General features: G+C 57.0%; 19 protein-coding genes. 9 read left to right on the top strand and 10 right to left on the bottom strand.

The features are described from left to right. Positions 1-12 precede the first annotated feature (12 nt). From EO133_RS11670 to EO133_RS11660, 3 genes are all read right to left on the bottom strand, one after another. Entirely contained in the window at positions 13-291 is a 279-nt protein-coding gene (locus EO133_RS11670) for a hypothetical protein (RefSeq protein ID WP_127072815.1), read from the bottom strand. Between the two features lie 95 nt (positions 292-386). Continuing rightward, entirely contained in the window at positions 387-1,385 is a 999-nt protein-coding gene (locus tag EO133_RS11665; RefSeq protein ID WP_127072814.1) for an acrylyl-CoA reductase family protein, read from the bottom strand. Between the two features lie 14 nt (positions 1,386-1,399). After that, on the bottom strand, positions 1,400-3,175 hold the full coding sequence (locus EO133_RS11660; RefSeq protein ID WP_127072813.1) for a tetratricopeptide repeat protein: 1,776 nt from the start codon (positions 3,173-3,175) through the stop codon (positions 1,400-1,402). Positions 3,176-3,471: 296 nt separating this feature from the next. Here EO133_RS11660 and EO133_RS11655 point away from each other — a divergent pair, with 296 nt between their 5' ends. From EO133_RS11655 to EO133_RS11640, 4 genes are all read left to right on the top strand, one after another. Continuing rightward, on the top strand, positions 3,472-3,921 hold the full coding sequence (locus EO133_RS11655) for a response regulator (RefSeq protein ID WP_127072812.1): 450 nt from the start codon (positions 3,472-3,474) through the stop codon (positions 3,919-3,921). A gap of 350 nt (positions 3,922-4,271) precedes the next feature. Then, positions 4,272-4,469: a hypothetical protein gene (locus EO133_RS11650; RefSeq protein ID WP_127072811.1), complete on the top strand. Its 198-nt coding sequence runs from the start codon at positions 4,272-4,274 to the stop codon at positions 4,467-4,469. A 234-nt stretch (positions 4,470-4,703) separates the two neighbouring features. Then, the gene (otsB, locus tag EO133_RS11645) at positions 4,704-5,507 is read left to right on the top strand and encodes a trehalose-phosphatase (RefSeq protein ID WP_127072810.1); all 804 of its coding nucleotides are present in this window, start codon (positions 4,704-4,706) and stop codon (positions 5,505-5,507) included. Then, positions 5,504-6,997 (top strand): alpha,alpha-trehalose-phosphate synthase (UDP-forming), encoded by a 1,494-nt coding sequence (locus EO133_RS11640; RefSeq protein WP_127072809.1) that lies wholly within the window; start codon positions 5,504-5,506, stop codon positions 6,995-6,997. Before otsB ends, EO133_RS11640 begins: the two co-directional genes overlap by 4 nt. Positions 6,998-7,011: 14 nt before the next feature. On the opposite strand, the gene EO133_RS11635 is transcribed toward EO133_RS11640, so the two are convergent. The 6 genes from EO133_RS11635 to EO133_RS11610 all read right to left on the bottom strand — a co-directional run bounded on the left by EO133_RS11635 (position 7,012) and on the right by EO133_RS11610 (position 11,935). After that, positions 7,012-7,221, bottom strand: coding sequence for a YdeI/OmpD-associated family protein (locus EO133_RS11635; protein ID WP_206513510.1), 210 nt, complete (start codon positions 7,219-7,221; stop codon positions 7,012-7,014). Between the two features lie 35 nt (positions 7,222-7,256). Further along, positions 7,257-7,655: a RidA family protein gene (locus EO133_RS11630; RefSeq protein WP_127072807.1), complete on the bottom strand. Its 399-nt coding sequence runs from the start codon at positions 7,653-7,655 to the stop codon at positions 7,257-7,259. Further along, complete coding sequence (locus EO133_RS11625) at positions 7,630-8,214, bottom strand: CGNR zinc finger domain-containing protein (protein WP_127072806.1); 585 nt, start codon at positions 8,212-8,214, stop codon at positions 7,630-7,632. The genes EO133_RS11630 and EO133_RS11625 overlap by 26 nt, the downstream gene beginning before the upstream one ends. Positions 8,215-8,351: 137 nt before the next feature. Continuing rightward, positions 8,352-9,296: a substrate-binding domain-containing protein gene (locus tag EO133_RS11620; protein WP_127072805.1), complete on the bottom strand. Its 945-nt coding sequence runs from the start codon at positions 9,294-9,296 to the stop codon at positions 8,352-8,354. An 85-nt stretch (positions 9,297-9,381) separates the two neighbouring features. Beyond that, positions 9,382-10,413 carry an ABC transporter permease gene (locus EO133_RS11615; RefSeq protein ID WP_127072804.1) on the bottom strand — a complete coding sequence of 344 codons (1,032 nt, stop codon included), beginning with the start codon at positions 10,411-10,413 and terminating at the stop codon, positions 9,382-9,384. After that, a complete protein-coding gene (locus tag EO133_RS11610) occupies positions 10,394-11,935 on the bottom strand; it encodes a sugar ABC transporter ATP-binding protein (RefSeq protein ID WP_127072803.1) in 1,542 nt (513 codons plus the stop codon). Before EO133_RS11610 ends, EO133_RS11615 begins: the two co-directional genes overlap by 20 nt. A gap of 211 nt (positions 11,936-12,146) precedes the next feature. Here EO133_RS11610 and EO133_RS11605 point away from each other — a divergent pair, with 211 nt between their 5' ends. Then, positions 12,147-13,169 carry a LacI family DNA-binding transcriptional regulator gene (locus EO133_RS11605; RefSeq protein WP_127072802.1) on the top strand — a complete coding sequence of 341 codons (1,023 nt, stop codon included), beginning with the start codon at positions 12,147-12,149 and terminating at the stop codon, positions 13,167-13,169. Here the strand turns inward: EO133_RS11605 and EO133_RS11600 are convergent. Beyond that, a complete protein-coding gene (locus EO133_RS11600; protein WP_127072801.1) occupies positions 13,163-13,558 on the bottom strand; it encodes a hypothetical protein in 396 nt (131 codons plus the stop codon). The two genes, EO133_RS11605 and EO133_RS11600, sit on opposite strands and share 7 nt — an antisense overlap. 239 nt (positions 13,559-13,797) lie before the next feature. Here EO133_RS11600 and EO133_RS11595 point away from each other — a divergent pair, with 239 nt between their 5' ends. From EO133_RS11595 to EO133_RS11580, 4 genes are read left to right on the top strand one after another with little or no spacing between them, the layout of a single operon-like run. Next, positions 13,798-15,339, top strand: coding sequence for an ABC transporter ATP-binding protein (locus EO133_RS11595; protein ID WP_127072800.1), 1,542 nt, complete (start codon positions 13,798-13,800; stop codon positions 15,337-15,339). Next, positions 15,336-16,475, top strand: coding sequence for an ABC transporter permease (locus EO133_RS11590; protein WP_127072799.1), 1,140 nt, complete (start codon positions 15,336-15,338; stop codon positions 16,473-16,475). The genes EO133_RS11595 and EO133_RS11590 overlap by 4 nt, the downstream gene beginning before the upstream one ends. A gap of 2 nt (positions 16,476-16,477) precedes the next feature. Beyond that, the gene (locus tag EO133_RS11585) at positions 16,478-17,398 is read left to right on the top strand and encodes an ABC transporter permease (RefSeq protein WP_127072798.1); all 921 of its coding nucleotides are present in this window, start codon (positions 16,478-16,480) and stop codon (positions 17,396-17,398) included. A gap of 57 nt (positions 17,399-17,455) precedes the next feature. After that, entirely contained in the window at positions 17,456-18,529 is a 1,074-nt protein-coding gene (locus EO133_RS11580) for a BMP family ABC transporter substrate-binding protein (protein ID WP_127072797.1), read from the top strand. Positions 18,530-18,605 lie beyond the last annotated feature (76 nt).

Raw genomic sequence — 18,605 nt, 5'->3', positions numbered from 1 at the left:
TTGCGCGCTTAATCACACCAGCTTGTCGAGCTTGGCATAATTGGCTTCCATGCTTTTTTGCATTTCGGCAACGCGCTTGTTAAGCCGCGCTTGTGCGGTCATGGCCGCAACTTCCCCAACACCGTTGATCTGGTTGTTAAAGGCGTTGCTGAAAGCATAAGCCAAAGCGTCGGACTGAGCCTGGAACTGCTTGATGGCGTTGCGGCGGCGTGCGCGCGCAATTTCGAACTCTTTCCAGGCAGGCTGCTTGGAGTTCCAGTTCATCTTTTTGTAGCCACCGACAGTACTCATGGGACAATGTCTAGCAACGATGCGTTAATTTGACGTTAGCAGTTTCTATTGCTGAAAAGCGTTATCTTCTGCATCCGAGCAAGTTCTCGGCGCCCCTACGCCGAAGGTTTGACAATCACCCGTCCACGCACTCTTCCCGCAAGAATGTCCTCGGAAAGCGCAGGCAGATCTGCCAGCGCGGCTTCAGTTACCATACGCTCGTAAACTGTTGAACTGAACAAGGTGGTCAGCCGATCCCACGCCGCCATTCGCGCGTCAAAGGGCTGCATGACGCTATCGATACCGGCAAGGGTAATCCCACGCAGAATGAAGGGCACAACGCTGGCGTCCCAATTGGCACCAGCGGCAAGCCCCACGGCTGCCACGCAACCACCTGGCTCAATTTGTTTAAGCAGGGAAGCCAATGGCGCGCCACCGACATTGTCGATGGCGCCGCGCCAACGCGGCTTGAGCAAACCTTTTTCGCTAGCCTCAAGAGCGTCCCGGCCAAGGACCATATTGGCCCCAAGAGCCTTGAGATCGTCGTGTACCTCTTCCCGCCCTGTTACCACATGTACCTCATAGCCGAGCCGTGCCAGCAACAAAGTCGCAATTGATCCCACGCCTCCGCCTGCCCCGGTTACAAGCACCGGGCCATTCGTACTGCCGGCGGCGCGTATGCCCTCCGATTTGAGGCGGTTGATTGCCAGCATGGCCGTCAACCCCGCAGTTCCGATGACCATGGCATCTCGCGTGGACATCCCTTTGGGCATGGGAACCAGCCAATCTGCATTGACCCGCGCCCGTGTCGCGAACCCGCCCCAATGCCACTCACCCACCCGCCAGCCCGTCAGGATAACCGCCTGTCCCGGATGATAGCGGCCATCGGTGCTCTCAATGACCCTCCCTGCAAAATCAACGCCGCCAATATGGGGATAGCTGCGCACGATCCCCCCGCGCCCGGTCAGCGCCAAACCATCCTTGTAATTGAACCCCGTCCAGTCGATCGCCAGCAAAACATTGCCATCGGGGAGGTCCCGTTCGTCCAGTTCAGCAACTCGGGACGAGACCTTGCCGTGCTTGTCCTTGTCTGTCAGCAGTGCCCGGAATGTCATTGATCGCCTCCATTTCAAAATGGCCGGGCCAGCCTGTCAACAGGTACACCGGCATGAGAAATTCCGTTGCTCAGGACACGCAACAGTTCGGTATCGAGTATGTGGTAACGCAAAGCAGGCATAATCCCCATGCGTCGAAACCTGTTGCTTGCGAGAAGTCGTGGCAGGTATGCGTTGATTACTGTGTTGTCGCGCAGATGGCCGCCAGCCGAGACCAGAACCGCAGACCCCAGATCCGGCAGACCCTCGATCATCCTCTCTCCAAATTCGACGGCAGCCCTATAATCACCGTCCCGCAAGGCATGAAGCGCCGGCACGGAGTAGTAGAAGTTGGGCGGATCGCTCTCGACCGAAAAGGCAAGCGCCGAAAGTGAATTTGCCAATTGCCAATTGCCGATCTGCGCCTCGACATAGGCGTAGTCGGCCAGCATGTCGACAGCAGCCGGATTGAGTTGCATGGCCGTGCTGTAATACTCGCGCGCCTGCAGCGTATCGCCGCCAAGCAAGGCCACAAATCCACGCGACGCCCAATTGAACGCGCTGATGGGCTCTATACGAATGGCCTCGTCGGCGAGCCGTCCGCCTTCAGCCAGCAGCGCTGCTCCTTCTTCATTGTCACTGCCGATCCGCCAGCCTCGATCTGCCGTAATCAGCGCAAGAAGTGCCTGGCTTTCTGAGTCGCCGCCGCGCGCGCCAGCTTCGGCGCACCTTTCCACCTGAGTTGCATCGATCAGAAGGCGCTGCTCGCGAAACAATGCCGCTGCGATGAAGCAGGGATAAGGCTCAAGCACAAGGTCGGACGCAGTGCTCGATGCCAACCATTGCCGCGTTGCAGCATGGAGTGGTCCGCGCGGACTGCCAAGCCTGATAGCAATCATGCGAGCGACATCATCAAGAGACATCTGCGGATTACCGTTATCCAAAGGGACCGAGACATCGACGCTGGCAAATGCGGCTTCGCTATTGTGCTCCCGGAGCAGAACACTGTAACGCACCCCCTGTTCGGTCCGTCGCACCACCCCCGACAGCATGTAGATCGGCTGTCCAAGCGCAAGATCGCCCTGAGTAACTTCGGCCTGAGTATCGCCATAACGCGCGGAAAGATCGGGAAACTGGTTGAGATCGGTAACGAGCTCGATGGCAAGACCCGCAACGAGAGGAACACCCCGCCGGTCATCGATCAAACTCTCGAACTCCTCGACGATGACGAACGGCATTGCCGGCTGCGCAACTGGCACCGCTACACCGGTACGCTCGCTCAGAGAAGTCCAATAGATCCCCGCGAGTATTAGTATCGCGAGCGCCAATATACCGACAGCCCACACGGCACGAGGCCGCCCCGTTTCAGTTTGGGGCTTGACTGATTGCTTCGCCCGAGCGCCATCCTGATAGATCGGAGCCACGGGCTGCTGCTCGGGCGGCAATTGCTCAAGCATCCGAGCACGGAACTCCGGCACATAGCCGCCGATGGGCAAGACAATCTCGATGGGCGCTTCGGCATTGCCGGACTGATAGAATTCAGCAAGCAGAGCGCGCAACCGTCGCGCCTGAACCCTGACGATCGGATCTCGTTGCGGATCGAAGTCGGCGGCTCGGCCAAAAACATCGACAGCAATGGAATAAGCCTTTATGGCTCCAGCGTCCCCTGCAAGCCTTGCTTCGACGACGTAAGCGAGGAAGGCTCCCAATTGGGGAGAACGGCGCATAGGCTCCCATGCCAGCAATTCGTCCAGAGCTTGGCGAACTGCGGCAGAATCGTCGTCTCCCGAAAATGTGCTCCCCTCTCGCACTTTCAGGCCCCTACCTTTCAAAGCCCTAGCCTACGCGCCTCCATTTTACATGTAAATCAGAAACGGTTTTACACAGGTTTACGCCAACTAACATGGTAGCTCGTCACACTTTCATCCATATGGCGCTCAGATACTACGCCCGAACCGTTGCTAACGGAATTCGGGCAATATCACATACGCGCTCGACCTTGGCGGAGGGCGTCGCGTAAGCAACCGGATTTAATGAAACATTGAGGGCACCGGAACTGGCCGTCCAAGGCTGGCCTGCGCGGCTCTTTGAATGCTGGAAAGAGGTCATGAGCAACAGCGCAGCAAACTTGCCGACATTTGTGCTGGTCGATGACCATGTGCATTCTGCGCGCCTGTTGCGCCGCACGCTTCATGAAGCGGCAACCCCTGCGCGTCTGGTCTGGATTGGACCTGCGAAGCGGGCCGGAAAGACCGTAAAGGCGCTTCTGTTTGGTGCTCCTGAACGCAAGCCGGACATGATCATCGTCGATCTGAAGGCCCATTCGGCTGCCACGGAAGAATTCATCGCCAGCATCCGCGATATTGCCGACGAGGCCGATGTGCCCGTCGTTGCAATTGCGCCAAGCCTTGATGGGGAACTGCGAAACGCCCTGATTTCGGCCGGCGCCAGAGCTGTGTTCGAGCGCCTCGCTGATTCAGAGGCGTATCGCGCCGAAATGGCACATCTGACAAGTTACTGGGTGCGCGAAACGCTCACCTGGCCTATTCGGGCCTAGCCACCGCGTCCCCGGCTGGGCCCGATAGGGAGGAATGCGCTCCTGAATACGTCCCCCCAATGGTCGTATTTACACCATTCCTCCCGCTTTCTTCGCCCCCCAAAAGGGCACACAAAGATCGCGGTTTTCCTCCCGAACTGCGATTGCGAAAGGCGATGTGGACTGTGCGTCCTGGCCCCGCCTTTCATCTGGAGAGAGCGCCGCCGTCCATTGGCGCTCTCTCCCTTTTTCCACTACTTTGGCCCGCCCTTGCCAATCGTTAATATTTAGCGCATCCTCGGACATTCGCGGCGTTAATGTTTCGTCAATGTTTGTTGATGTCTCAAACCACGTGCGGGGAGGCCACCATTATGAACGCACAGCGTTTAGTCAGCATGACTGCCTTGGTCGCAAGCCTGGTCGTTGTCGTGTTGGCGATTACCCAGGTCAATGGCTCGCAGCCCGATACGGCTGAATTTTCAATGACAGCCGAATTCTGCGTTGAAAGCGTTGTCGGCAACGCCGCCGCTTGCAGCAATACGCTGTCCGCAACAGTCATAGACCGCTAAGGCATAGCTCATGCCCTGATTATGGAAGCCGCGCGAAACAACGTGCGGCTTCTCTTGTATGCGCGAACCGATACCCCGCTATGCGCCCCATGCCCTTGGGAAAATTGGCGCGCTTTGCCATAATGCTCTCAACAAGGTTTTAGCTTGAGCGCCCCACCCGCAATCTGGAACCAATGGGATGCGCTTGGCATTTTAACTCTAAGGAGTGTTTCGCAACTTAACCCAAAAGAGGATATGACAGACCCCAGTTCGGCCATCCTGTCTGCGTGCTCAAGCCCGTTGGCAATTTTCACCGATTTCGACGGTACGCTCGTTGAAATTGCCGAAAGTCCAGGCGCCGTGCATGTGCCGTCCCATCTCACTGCACGGCTGAAAGCCCTTGATGCAGCTCTTTCCGGTGCCTTTGCCATCGTAACCGGACGCACCATCGCTGACATCGACGCCTTTCTCTCAGCCCGCATCTTTACGATCTCCGGCAGTCACGGTGCCGAATGTCGCCACGCCGGAAAGATTCGCGAACCCGACGCCGCGCTTGGCGCCGCTGCGCAAAGCATCGCTGCCGGCCTTCGCTCGGCGATGGGAAACGATGACCGTATCCTGATAGAGATAAAGCCCGCGGGCGTTGCGCTCCACTACCGCGCTGCGCCGGAGCGGCGCGATGAAGCCCATAGCGCCATGTCGGACATAATCGCAGGTTTTAAGGACTTCCACTTTATCGAAGGCAAGAAGGTTGTCGAGGCGCGTCCCAAAGGCATCGACAAGGGTGCCGCAGTTGCTGCCCTTATGGAGCTTGAACCTTTTGTCGGGCGAACACCCATTTTTATTGGCGACGATGTCACTGACGAAGACGGTTTCAACGCCGTCCAATCCATGAATGGCGCCGGTATCAAGATTGGACCGGGACCAACAACCGCCCGCTTTTCCCTGCCCGATGTGAATGCGGTTTACGATTTTCTCGACCGGGTGCCTCAGTTGCAGACCGGTCTAACCTCGCGTCCGGCCAAGCCGGAAGGCCAGCAACAAGGCATTCCCAGATGAGCAAACTGATAATCGTGTCTAACAGGACACCCAGTAAGACGCCCGCCGCTGGCGGGCTAGCAGTGGCACTCAAGAAAACCCTTTCCGCCCGTGACGGTTTCTGGTTTGGCTGGTCCGGCAACTTTTCCGAACAGCCTTCGCGTTCTGCCAAATTTGAAACCATCGACGGCCTGAGGGTTGGGTCGGTCGATCTCACCCGTGCCGATCACAAAGCCTATTATGCCGGGTTTTCAAACTCGATACTTTGGCCTGCTTTTCATCTTCGGCTCGACCTTACCGACATTCAGTCTCACTGGTACGAGGGCTATCGCCGGGTTAATGCGCAATTTGCCGATGCGCTGGTCGAACATATTGAACCCGACGACATCATCTGGGTGCATGATTATCATCTGATCCCGCTGGCAGCGGAATTGCGCCGCCGCAACATACGCAACCGCATCGGCTTTTACCTCCATATCCCCTTTCCTACTCCCGACGCACTGCACGCCATTCCCCATCGCGAGGAACTGCTCGACGATCTGGTGAAATACGATCTGGTGGGCTTTCAGGCCCATCGCGATGTCGCGGCCTTCAACGAATTCCTAGCCCATGAGGAGATGTTCCTGGAGGCGGGCGGAAAGCCGGTCACTGTGGAACTGGGCGACACCCAGATCGATGCCTTCCCCATCGGTTCTGATCCGGACGCCTTTGCCGCATTGGCAAAAAGTCCCAATGCCCAGAAGATGTACAAGCGCGTAGCCAGCGCGATGAACAGCCGCGCACTGGTACTCGGAGTGGACAGGCTCGACTATTCCAAGGGCTTGCCGCAGCGGATCGCGGCTTATGAAAAATTACTTGAAAACAATGCCACGCTGCGCCGCACAGTCCATATGCTCCAGATCGCGCCCCCTTCTCGCGACACGATCAAGGAATATCAGCAGATTTCCGACGAGCTGGACAGCGCCGTAGGACGGGTCATCGGTCGGTTCGCAGAACCTGACTGGACCCCGCTCACCTATGTCAGACGTGCCTATGCGCAGGCTTCGCTGGCAGGGCTCTACCGATTGGCTCGAGTCGGGCTGGTCACTCCCTTGCGTGACGGGATGAACCTTGTCGCCCATGAGTATGTTGCCTCTCAAGATCCCGAGGACCCAGGCGTACTCGTGCTTTCGCGCTTTGCCGGCGCAGCGGAGATCTTCCACGATGCGCTGCTTATCAACCCCTTCGACACCGACGAAACGGCTGAAGCCATGCGTCAAGCGCTGGTCATGCCTCTGGATGAGCGCAAGCGGCGCTGGCGCAATCTTATGGACGCAGCAATGGTGCATAATGTCGACGATTGGGCAGAAAGTTTCCTGCAGGCACTGGCCAGCGATAGCGGAACCGGCTCTGATCTTGGCTCGACTACAAAAAAGGTCCCGCCACCCCCGGTGAAAAAGAACATGTTGCCCAAGGTTCCTCTGACCTCGCGGGTGCCGCTGTTTCCCTGGCTACGCGCAGTGTTTTCGTAACCGGGATAATCCGGTCAAGACTTTTTGTCGGTCCATTTCATGCGCATGTAAACATGACCTCGGGCCAGTTCGTCGAGCATCTGGGCGAGGCGCTTTTTCTTGGTCTCTTCACGCTTGGCCGTGTTGATCCAGAGCAGATAATCGTTTCGCTGATACGGTGGCCGCTTCTCATAGGCGGCCATCAGGTCATTGCGGATCAACGCCTGCAGAACGAATTCTGGCATGGGCTGTTGAGTCCGTTGCAACCCCGAAACAGAATTCATTGCAGCACCGCCAGCGCTTCGATCTCGATCAGAAAATCAGGATGCGCAAACCCGGCAACGCGCAATACCTTGACAGTCGGCGGATTGTTCCGCTCCCCCCAAAAATCCATCCATACGCGGAACGCAGCCTGTAAATCCTCGTCCTGCGCGATGACCACCGTTACCTTGACCAGATCCTCCAACCGCCCGCCTGCCGCTTCAAGAACAATCAGAAGGTTTCCCAGCGCCTTGCTTGTCTGCTGCGCAATATCGCCTTTCCCGACAATATTGCCTTGCGCATCAACGGCATTCTGCCCGCCGATCAGAACCATTCGCGCATCGGCCGGCACAACGACGCCTTGCGAGAAAGCGGGGTTCTTATGCAATCCATCAGGATTCAAATGCTGAACGGTCATCGCGTTTCTCCTTCTGTTTCGACCGGTGGCGCGCCACCTTGATAAGATTTCCGCACCGGTTCATCGAACACCATTGCCGTTTGCCGGGGCGCGAACGGTCCACAAACATCAATTGACACTGGGGATTTTCACATTCGCGAAGGCGCTCGGCGAGCGGTGTGCCAAAAAGCGTCAGGGCGTCGCGCGCCACGCTCGACATGACTGCATCGAAGCCTATGGCGTCAGAAAGCAACCGGCGTCCATCGCGCCAGACTGGAGGAATATCAGGCTGTGCGGCGACTTTCTGAATAACCTCGATCGCATCGCCGGCTATGTCGCGCCCCTCGACCATACTGCGGGCCACCGCCCATATTGCCTCGCGCAAAACCCGCGCTTGGGCCAAATCCCGAGAGTTGGTTTGGGGACGAATACAAAGGTCGGGCGCCAATTCCGCCCAGTCCGCGAGATCGGATGGCTTATGCCAGCTTTCCCACCGCGCGCGAAATCCCTCCCCGCCGGTCTGGGCGAAGTCGAGCGCGAGACAATTGCCTACAAAGGCAAATCGGGGTGGCCAACGCATTTGACATTCACATTTCGATTTCAATGTAACCTGTTAAACCGGTTACATCACCTAAGCAACAAAAAAGGCGGCTCAGATGCGAGCCGCCTCCAGTTGGCTTGTGATGGGAGGTCACAAGGTCGATTTGGTTTGTCCGATCAGAACGGAGAATCGGGGAAGTAGTATTGCTCGGCATTCTCCGGGGTAATCAGCGGCGCGCCCAGAATGTATTCACCGGTTACGGGTCCGTTGGACTTGAAATGAGAAACGGTCACGTCCATTGCCGTTGCGATCATTGCGGGTGGATAAAGCACGTTGACCGGGATCAGTTCGGAGCCCTGCATGACCATCGCGATCACCTCCTTCATGCCGGCGCCGCCAACCACGAACATTTCATCCACACGATCGGCCTGCCGGATGGCTTCGATTACGCCCAACGCAATGTCGTCATCCTGTGCCCACACGCCATCGATCCGAGGAAAGCGCGAAAGGAAGTCCTGCATGACTTCGAACCCATCGTCACGGTTCCAGTTGGCGTGGGCATGGTCGAGCACATTGATGCCCGAGCCTTCGATGGTTTCGAGGAAGGCATTGAAGCGCTCATCGTCGATGGTGGTGGGAATACCGCGCAAAATGACAATATTGTCGCCATCGCCCAGGCGGGTCAGGAAATATTCGCCCGAAACGCGGCCCAGTTCGGGATTGTTGCCCGCCACATAGACATCCTCGATGCCTTCCTGGGCAAGCCCGCGATCAACGACGGTTACGAACACGCCTGATTCCTTGACCTGCCGTACCGGATCGGTAAGCGGCTCGGATTCAAAGGGCAGCACGACCAGCGCATCGATATTGTGAATCGACACGAGATCTTCCAGGTCGTTTGCCTGCTGGGCCGGACCGTCGGCAGTCACCAGAATGATGTTGATGTCGGGATACAGTTCCTGCAAGCGCGCTTGGGCTTGTGCAGCGTGCCAGTTAAGCCCGCCTGTCCAGCCGTGGGTTGCTGCCGGAATGGAAACCCCGATGGTCTGCGCCAGAGCCGCAGGGCTGACGGCCATCATGGCCCCTACCGCCAACGCGGCCAGTGTTTTCTTGATTGGCATAGATAGTCCTCCTCAGGTTTAAGATCGCACAACTCTCGTGTGGATGCTTGTCGCCACCCCGCCGGTCCCCCGGACGCTGTGGAATTCAGTTTTTGGCGCGCCGGAAAAACCCCAGCTTGATGAGATTGCCACGCTGCAACCAAACCGCTGCAATGATGATGACCCCTTGCACCGCCCCGTTGAGATAATTGGAGATCACGTCAGTCAGGTTCAGGATATTGCCGATTGTAGTCAGCATGATCGCACCGATCACCGTGCCCCCGATCCGGCCATAACCGCCCTTGAGCATCGTCCCGCCGATAATCACCGCAGCGATCGCCTCGAGTTCCCAAAGCACACCGGTCGATGACGATGCCGAACCCAATCGCGGCACATAGATGATCGTTGCCACCGACACGCAAAGCCCCTGAATGACGTAGGTCAGGGTTCTTACGCGGTCGACCTTGATCGCCGAATATCGCGCAACGGTCTCGTTGGACCCGATCGCCATGCAATAGCGCCCGAACGCCGTCCGGTTAAGGACGATCCAGCCCACAATCGCCACCAGCGCAAAGGCCAGCACCGGAATGGGTATGCCGAAAATGTTGCCGTAATAAACCGGACGATAGACATCGCGAATATCGAAAGCCAGCGACAGCGTACCGCCATCGGCGAAATAGGTCACTAGAGAGCGATAGATGCCCATTGTGCCCAATGTCACAATGAAGGCTTCGATCTTGCCTTTGGTGGTCATGAAGCCGTTGAGAAATCCGGCGGCAAGTCCGAGCAGTACCGAAACGAGGCATCCGATCAGAACCGTCTGCACCCCGATGCCAACCGTATCGATGGCATTGTTCATGACAATGATCATCACGCCCGAAATCACGGCAGCCATGGAACCCACAGAAAGATCGATACCACCGGCGGTAATGACAAAGGTCGCCCCCACCGCAATGATCCCGATAAAGGCCGAGCGTGTGAGCAGGTTGGTAACATTACCCTCGGAAATGAAAGCCGGATTGAGCAGGAAGCCGAAGACACAAAGCGCAATCAACGCCAGCAGTGGCCCCATCGTATGCAGATCGATATGAAAACGCCGCTTGGCGGGCTTTACCCCCTCATGCGCTTGCACGGTCATCGCTTTTCTCTCCCTTAAGCCCAGCGGCATATTTCATGATCTCTCCCTCGGTGATTTCAGCGCCTTCAAGAATTCCTGTAACCCGTCCCTCGCGCATGACGGCAACCCTATGGGAAAGCCCGATCACCTCCTGCATTTCCGAGGAAACCACGATGATCGACTTGCCCTCTTTGGCAAGCGCGGCGATGATGTGATAAATTTGCTGTTTGGTGCCGACATCGATGCCACGGGTCGGCTCATCGATGATGACAATTTCGGGCTCGGATTCCATGGCTTTGCCCAGCATGAGCTTCTGCTGATTGCCGCCCGAGAGTTGCCCCACCTTGACCGATGCGTCCCGCGCACGAATGTCGAAGCGGCGCGTCGCACGCTCCATGGCTTCCACTTCGCTGGATTCGCGTAAAAACCCCATGCGCATATGCCGGTACAGGGTTAGCAATGTCAGGTTGGGCTGGAGCCCGATATTGAGCAGCAGGCCTTTGCCCTTTCGATCCTTGGTCATATAGACAAGGCCCGCCCGGATGGCTTCGGCAATCGTTGGAAAGTTGACGGGCTCGCCGTTGACCCTGATCGTCCCGCTGCTACGTGACTGCAATCCGACGACCGCTTCCATGACCGCCGTCCGGCCTGAGCCGATCAAACCCGCAAAGCCCAGGATTTCGCCCTTGCGCAGCGAAAAACTCACATCACGCACACCGGGCGCCACCAGATTGCCCACCTCAAGTACCGGCAGCGCGTCAACATCCGGCTCGCTCTTCGGCGGATAGAGATTGGACAATTCTCGCCCGACCATCATCTCGGCTATGGATTCGGCGGTCAAATCACCTGCATCCACGGTCGCAATCAACTGCCCGTCGCGCAGAACCGTAATGCGATCGGAAAGCTGCATTACCTCATCAAGCTTGTGCGAAATGAAGATGATGGCAACGCCCTTATCCTTGAGCCTTTTGACCTGAGCGAAAAAGTGTTCCGTTTCCGCGGGTGTCAGAACGGCAGTCGGCTCATCCATGATAAGCACGCGCGCGTCCCGGCTGATGGCCTTAGCGATTTCCACCATCTGCTTGTCGGCGACCGAAAGCGTGTTGATGCGCGCATCCACATCAATGGAAACATGCAGACTATCCAGAATTTTTCCGGCTTCGACATGCATGTCATTCCGCCGCAGGAACCCGAACCGCTTCCATTCACGGCCAAGAAAAATGCTCTCGGCTACGGTCAGGTGTTCGGCTAGGTTGAGTTCCTGATGGATGACGACGATACCCAGAGCCTCCGCTTCGCCATTGGGAGGCAACACAATATCTTCGCCGTCGAAAAAGATTGTGCCGGACGTCGGCTGCTCAAGCCCGGAAAGAATCTTGATAAGTGTTGATTTGCCAGCGCCGTTTTCCCCGATGAGCGCATGCACCTCGCCGGGCAAAAGGTCAAAATCCACGCTGAACAGCACGGGAACTTCGCCAAAGCTCTTAGAAATTCGGCTCGCTTTCAACAGCGGTGCCGGCAAATGCGCTGGCGCATCACCCATCGAGCAATCCCCTCCCCTTGGCGGGGCTTATTGCCCCTTCACCAAATCCTACCGCCATCGATGTAAACCTTTTCATGCATCATGTAAAGGTTTACATAATTGCCGTTGTGTATAAAGTCGCCGCGGATCAGACTCGCAAAAGACCAACAATTACAAAGAGCGAACCCGCGCGTTCTGCACGCGATCAAGCTTTGGGGAGAGATGGATAGGTTTGAGCGCTAAACCGGCAACGATCGAGGATGTTGCTCTGATTGCGGGCGTCTCCATTGCCACGGTCAGCCGGGCTTTGAACGAGCCGGCCAAGGTCGCAGATTCCACACGCCGCAAGGTTCTGGAAGCCGTTGCCAAAACCGGATACACCACCAATGCGATGGCGCGAAACTTGCGCATGCGCAAGTCCAACATGATCCTGATCCTCGCCCCCGACGTTGGCGATCCCAACTTCTCCAATATTCTCGTGGGCCTGGAAACCGAGGCGTCAAAACGCGGCTACGGCATTCTGATCGGCAACACGCAAAACGATCCGGCGCGCGAAACAGACTATCTGCGTTTTATCAGCTCGAACCAAGCCGACGGTATCATCGTATTGACAGGGCACCTGCCATTCGGCCTCGTCCAGTCAGGCGCAACCAAAAGCCTGCCTCCCATGGTAGCGGTCAACGAACCCGTGCTTAACGCCGACATCCCGTTTGTCGGTGTCGACAATCTGGAAGGCGCGCGCATAGCCGTCGATCACCTGATTTCGCAGGGGCATCGGGAGATCGCCTTTATCGGTCAATCCCCCGGCCGCGCCGTCGCCAATCTACGCGAGCGCGGCTATCGCGAAGCACTAACCAGGGCGGGACTGGAAATCGATCCCCGCTTTGTCCTTGAAGCCAATGGCACAACCGAAAGCGGGCGCGGAGCTGTGGAACGCATGTTCGTGCGCGATCAGTTGCCGAGCGCCTTTTTTTGCGTCAATGACGCAACAGCCTTGGGCGTGATCATCGCGCTGACCGCGCGCGGCTATGACCTGCCGCGCGACTTCTCCGTTATGGGTTTTGATGACATTTCCTATGCGAGCTTTGTCACGCCCTCGCTCACCACAATGAAACAACCCCGCCTTGAAATAGGCGAGGCCAGTATGGAATTGCTTTTAGCGCTTTTGGAGGGCGAGCCGATCAAAAATCGGCACGTCCTTTTGCGCGCTGATCTTATCCTGCGCAACTCTGTTGCGCTCTATCGCTCTTATTGAGTGACAGGCTCTTCTTCTGGAGCTGCTTCAGGTTCGTCGACCGCAGGATCGGCATCTTCAATGGCAGGAGCCGGTTCTTCCACAGGCTCAGGCGCCGGCCCTTCGACAACTGCATCATCGGTGGGAACGGGAAGCGCGCCATTTTCAATATCGGCATCGGTTTCCGGCACACCAGGAGCCACATCCTCAAGCGTCTCACCAGCCGGTGTTGTTGTTTCCGTTTCCGGTGTTACGGTGGTGTTGTACCAAATGGCCAACGCAAAACCGATAACTACGACGACGACACCAATAATCAAAACACGCAGATTCATTCGCCTGCTGTTGGCCTGACGCATTTCGGTCTTGGTCAGATCGGGCTTTTCCGGATCGCCGGGTCTATTGTCAGTCATTATTGTCGTCCCTAGCTGAAAAGTAACAAATGAAACGACGGCACATCAGCGCCATCGTTCGCTTAACGCATAACAATGCAGAAATGTTCCAGATCCCCGAACGCGCATCATCTTGCTTGGATATTAGGCAGCCCGAAAAGTCGTTTAAAAAAACGTCAGAATTAGCCAATCCCGCTTGCACGGCGGACGGCGAGACGACATACTCGTTTTTGTCCAATTGGTCTAAAAATCGGCGCACCATGCAAACGGCAAACCCTGACGATCTGCTGACCCTCAGGGGACTGACGAAATCGTTCGGCTCATTCAAGGCCAATGACGGAGTTGACCTGTCGATCCGCCCTGGAGAAATCCATGCGCTACTGGGTGAGAATGGCGCAGGCAAATCCACTTTCGTCAAAATGCTCTATGGTGCCCTGCAGCCAGACGCAGGTGAAATCTTTTGGCGCGGCAAAAAGGTTGAAATTCCCAATCCTGCCTACGCGCGCGAGTTGGGCATTGGCATGGTGTTCCAGCACTTTTCGCTATTTGAAGCCCTAACCGTTGCGGAAAATATCGCCGTAGCGCTTCCGCCGAAAACCTCGTTCAAAAAGCTCTCGACCGACCTTGAGACCGTATCGCGCGAATATGGTCTTCCGCTCAAGGCAGGATCGCATGTCTATGACCTGTCGGTCGGCCAGCGCCAGCGCATCGAAATCGTCCGCTGCCTGCTCCAGCAACCCGATCTCATCATAATGGACGAGCCGACCTCAGTTCTGACGCCGCAGGAGGTCGAAGAACTCTTTGCCGTACTGCGCAAGCTCTCAAGCGAAGGCAAGGCTATCCTTTACATCTCTCATAAGCTCGAGGAAGTTCGCGTCCTTTGCGAGCGCGCCACCATTCTCCGACACGGCAAAGTTGTCGGCGCCTGTATTCCGAAAGACGAAACCGCCTCATCGATTGCCCGAATGATGGTGGGGTCCGACATTCATCAGATCCGGCACGAACCCAATGCTGCCCATCATGGCGAACCTTTGCTGTCGGTCCGCAATCTCTCATTGCCGGCGCGCGATACCTTCGGCACGCCGCTACGCGAGGTCAGCCTCGACCTTTATCCTGGCCAGATTGCCGGAATTGCGGGCATCGCAGGCAATGGCCAGACCGAACTGTTCGACGTCATTTCAGGCGAAACCCTCGCGCCGTCTGCCGAAGACGTGATGCTGTTCGGCCAACCGGTCGGAAAACTGGGCATTTCGAAAAGGCGCGCCATTGGCGCCGTTTTTATTTCAGAGGAGCGGCTGGGACAGGCAACCGTTGCGACTATGCCGTTATCGGAAAACGTCTTCTTGACCCGCCATTCGGTCAATCCCGATCTCAAGGCCGGTCCCTTGCTGCGCCGCGGCACCGCAAAGGCGCTGCTCGACAAAATCACGACGGAACTCGATGTTCGCAAGAGCGCCGCCGACCCTGCGGCTCAGGCGCTGTCGGGCGGCAACCTGCAAAAATTCATCGTCGGGCGAGAAGTCCTCGAAGACCCCAAGGTCATCATCGTCAACCAGCCGACATGGGGCGTCGACGCGGGATCGGCTGCGCGTATCCGGCAAACGCTTATCGATCTTGCCGCAAATGGCGCCGCCATTCTCGTCATAAGTCAGGACCTCGACGAACTCTTTGAAATCGCCGATACAATGGCCGCGATTGCCGAGGGCAATCTGTCGAAATTCGAGTCGGTGGCAAAGACCAATCGCAATGCCATCGGACTCAAGATGTCCGGCATATTTGCGGCAGAGGGGACGCATCCATGATCCGGGTTGAACTGCTGCGCCGGGACAATCCCTCGCGCGCACTGCGTCTGCTTTCTCCGTTGATCGGACTGAGCCTTGCGCTCATCACGGGCGCAATCATGTTCTCGCTCATGGGCAAGAATCCGGCCGCTGCCCTTTACGTCTATTTCATCGAGCCACTGACCGAAGCATGGTCGGTCCATGAACTGCTCATCAAGGCGGCTCCGCTCATCCTGATGGGGGCCGGACTTTCAATCTGCTATCTGTCGAACAACTGGAATATCGGCGCTGAAGGCCAGTTCATCATGGGTGCGCTGGCTGGTTCCATTTTCCCGGTACTCTTTACTGATTTTCAGAACCCGATGGTCCTGCCGCTCATGTTCATTTTTGCGGTTGCCGGCGGGGCCTTATGGGCGGGTATCCCGGCCTTGCTAAAGGCAAGGTTCAACACAAATGAAATCCTTGTCAGCCTGATGCTGGTCTATGTGGCCGAGCGCATACTCGATTATCTGGTGCGCGGCCCGTGGCGCAATCCCGGCGGCATGAACTTCCCCGAATCCGTGCGCTTTCATTCCTATGCGCGCGTGCCCGAAATCATGCCCTGGGATGGCCGCGCCAATCTCGGTATTGTTATCGCCATCCTTGTTGCCATTGCGCTGTGGTTCATGCTGTCCCGCACGCTCAAGGGATTTGAGGTAAAGGTCATCGGTGCCAGCCCGCGTGCGGGCAGGTTTGCGGGCTTTTCCTCCAAGGGCATGATCTTTTTCTCATTCCTTGTCGCTGGCGGTTGCGCCGGACTTGCCGGCATCATTGAGGTTGCCGGTGCATCCGCACAATTGCGGCCCATCATTTCCCCCGGCTACGGCTTTACAGCAATTATTGTTGCCTTTCTTGGCCGCCTCAATCCACTCGGCGCCATCGCTGCGGGTCTGATTCTGGCGCTGACGTATCTCGGGGGTGAAGCTGCACAGATTTCACTTCAGATTTCCGACAAGGCCTCGCGCGTATTCCAGGGCACCTTGCTGCTTTATATCCTGGCTTGCGACACGCTGATCCATTACCGCATCCGGTTCTCACGCAAACCGGCGGCCAAAGGCATAGAACAGGCCGCCGCAAGCAGCGAGCAACAACCACCCGCGGCCGAAAGGGCGGTGTAGCCATGGAACTGACTCTCGCTATTTTGCTCACCATCATCACCGCCGCAACCCCGCTGCTACTGGCCGCTACCGGAGAACTTGTCGTCGAGCGTTCCGGCGTCCTCAATCTGGGCGTTGAAGGCATGATGATCATGGGCGCCGTCGGCGGGTTCGTTATGGCCTATCTGACCGGGAATCCCCTGCTTGGCATCGCATTTGCGGTGCTTCTGGGTATGGCCATGGCCCTGCTGTTCGGGTTCCTCGTATTGACCTTTGCAACCAATCAGTATGCGACCGGTCTTGCGCTCACCATTTTGGGCCTCGGTCTTGCTGCCCTGATTGGCGAAGGCTTTGTCGGGCGCGCCGGTATCCGCCCGCCCAACCTTTACATTCCCGGCATCTCCGACATTCCCTTTATTGGCCCGCTGCTCTTTGGTCGCGATGTGCTGTTTTACATCTCCATCACCTTGGTAGCGGGGGTTATGTGGTTCCTGTTCCGCACCCGACAGGGCCTTACGTTGCGCGCGATCGGCGACAATCATCATTCCGCCCACGCGTTGGGCATCAAGGTCATTCGCTATCGCTATCTTGCGGTGCTGTTCGGTGGTGCCTGTGCGGGACTTGCCGGTGCCCATCTTTCGCTTGTCTATACCCCGCAATGGTCAGAAAACATGACTGCAGGACGCGGTTGGATCGCACTGGCGCTTGTGGTTTTTGCCTCATGGCGGCCCTTGCGGGTTCTGGCAGGTGCATATCTTTTCGGCGCCGTTTCCATCGGACAGTTGCATGCCCAGGCCATCGGTATTGCCATACCATCGCAGGCGCTTTCGGCCCTGCCCTACGTCGCAACAATCATCGTGCTGGTGATCATTTCGCAGAACCGGCGCCTGACCATGATCAATACCCCGGCATCGCTGGGCAAGAGTTTCGTGCCCGACCGATAACCGGCCGAGCATTTGAATAATCAAACGGGCTTTTATAACAAAGGAAGGACGACCATCATGAAACAACTTCTCCCCATACTTGCGGCAGCAACCGCGCTGTCGCTCACCCTCACTCCCGTTGCCTTTGCGCAGCAGGACACGGCCCATGCGTGCTTTGTCTATGTCGGTTCACATACTGACGGCGGCTGGAGCCAGGCCCATGACCTCGCCCGGCTCGAAATGGAAGAGCATTTTGGCGGCGCCGTCACCTCGACCTTCGTCGAAAATGTGAGCGAAGCCGCTTCGGCCGGCACCATCGAACGCCTTGCCCGTTCAGGCTGTGATATCATCTTCACCACCTCGTTCGGCTTCATGGACCCAACCCTTGAAGTTGCCGAACGCTTTCCAGACATAAAATTCGAGCACGCAACCGGCTACAAGACCGCCGACAACATGGCCGCCTACAATTCGCGCTTTTATGAAGGCCGTTACATTCAGGGCCAGATCGCGGCAAGCATTTCGGAAACCGGTATTGCAGGCTACATTGCCTCCTTCCCGATCCCCGAAGTCGTTCAGGGTATCAACGCCTTTATCCTGGGAGCACAGACCGTCAATCCCGATTTCTCGCTACGGGTAGTCTGGGTCAATTCCTGGTACGATCCGGGCGCTGAAGCTGATGCGGCCAAGGTCCTGATGGATCAGGGCGTTGATATTCTGACCCAGCACACAGATTCCACCGCGCCGATGCAGGAAGCTGCTGCCCGTGGCATCAAGGCTTTCGGTCAGGCTCTCGATATGATCGAAGCTGGCCCGGAAACCCAGCTCACAGCCATCATCGATAGCTGGGCGCCATACTATATCGAGCGCGTGCAGGCTGTGCTCGACGGAACATGGGAAAGCGCGGAAATCTGGCACGGGTTGCCCGAAGGCATTCTGACCATGGCGCCCTATACCAATATGCCGGATGACGTTGCAGCCATGGCTGCAGAAACCGAAGAAGCAATCCGCTCTGGCACGCTTCATCCTTTCACTGGGCCGATCGCCCGTCAGGATGGCAGCGAATGGCTGGCTGAGGGAGAAATTGCCGACGACGGCACGCTTCTGAGCATGAATTTCTATGTTCAGGGCGTTGACGATCAGCTTCCCGAATAAGCTGGGCAACATCACGAAGTGTCAGAAATGGCGGCAATATTGCCGCCATTTCTCTTTTGAACCGAAGCCTTGATAA

This window comes from Pelagibacterium lentulum, from assembly GCF_003992625.1.
Classification (GTDB): Bacteria; Pseudomonadota; Alphaproteobacteria; order Rhizobiales; family Devosiaceae; genus Pelagibacterium; species Pelagibacterium lentulum.
This window is presented reverse-complemented; position numbering and strand designations above follow the sequence as displayed.

What these genes read in the sequence shown, in the direction of transcription:
- otsB (WP_127072810.1), top strand. Translation starts at nt 4,704, where the DNA reads ATGACAGACCCCAGTTCGGCCATCCTGTCTGCGTGCTCAAGCCCGTTG.
- EO133_RS11635 (WP_206513510.1), bottom strand. Translation starts at nt 7,221, where the DNA reads ATGCCAGAATTCGTTCTGCAGGCGTTGATCCGCAATGACCTGATGGCC.
- EO133_RS11620 (WP_127072805.1), bottom strand. Translation starts at nt 9,296, where the DNA reads ATGCCAATCAAGAAAACACTGGCCGCGTTGGCGGTAGGGGCCATGATG.
- EO133_RS11665 (WP_127072814.1), bottom strand. Translation starts at nt 1,385, where the DNA reads ATGACATTCCGGGCACTGCTGACAGACAAGGACAAGCACGGCAAGGTC.
- EO133_RS11600 (WP_127072801.1), bottom strand. Translation starts at nt 13,558, where the DNA reads ATGACTGACAATAGACCCGGCGATCCGGAAAAGCCCGATCTGACCAAG.
- EO133_RS11640 (WP_127072809.1), top strand. Translation starts at nt 5,504, where the DNA reads ATGAGCAAACTGATAATCGTGTCTAACAGGACACCCAGTAAGACGCCC.
- EO133_RS11650 (WP_127072811.1), top strand. Translation starts at nt 4,272, where the DNA reads ATGAACGCACAGCGTTTAGTCAGCATGACTGCCTTGGTCGCAAGCCTG.
- EO133_RS11630 (WP_127072807.1), bottom strand. Translation starts at nt 7,655, where the DNA reads ATGACCGTTCAGCATTTGAATCCTGATGGATTGCATAAGAACCCCGCT.
- EO133_RS11580 (WP_127072797.1), top strand. Translation starts at nt 17,456, where the DNA reads ATGAAACAACTTCTCCCCATACTTGCGGCAGCAACCGCGCTGTCGCTC.
- EO133_RS11585 (WP_127072798.1), top strand. Translation starts at nt 16,478, where the DNA reads ATGGAACTGACTCTCGCTATTTTGCTCACCATCATCACCGCCGCAACC.
- EO133_RS11625 (WP_127072806.1), bottom strand. Translation starts at nt 8,214, where the DNA reads ATGCGTTGGCCACCCCGATTTGCCTTTGTAGGCAATTGTCTCGCGCTC.
- EO133_RS11615 (WP_127072804.1), bottom strand. Translation starts at nt 10,413, where the DNA reads ATGACCGTGCAAGCGCATGAGGGGGTAAAGCCCGCCAAGCGGCGTTTT.
- EO133_RS11610 (WP_127072803.1), bottom strand. Translation starts at nt 11,935, where the DNA reads ATGGGTGATGCGCCAGCGCATTTGCCGGCACCGCTGTTGAAAGCGAGC.
- EO133_RS11655 (WP_127072812.1), top strand. Translation starts at nt 3,472, where the DNA reads ATGAGCAACAGCGCAGCAAACTTGCCGACATTTGTGCTGGTCGATGAC.
- EO133_RS11590 (WP_127072799.1), top strand. Translation starts at nt 15,336, where the DNA reads ATGATCCGGGTTGAACTGCTGCGCCGGGACAATCCCTCGCGCGCACTG.
- EO133_RS11595 (WP_127072800.1), top strand. Translation starts at nt 13,798, where the DNA reads ATGCAAACGGCAAACCCTGACGATCTGCTGACCCTCAGGGGACTGACG.
- EO133_RS11670 (WP_127072815.1), bottom strand. Translation starts at nt 291, where the DNA reads ATGAGTACTGTCGGTGGCTACAAAAAGATGAACTGGAACTCCAAGCAG.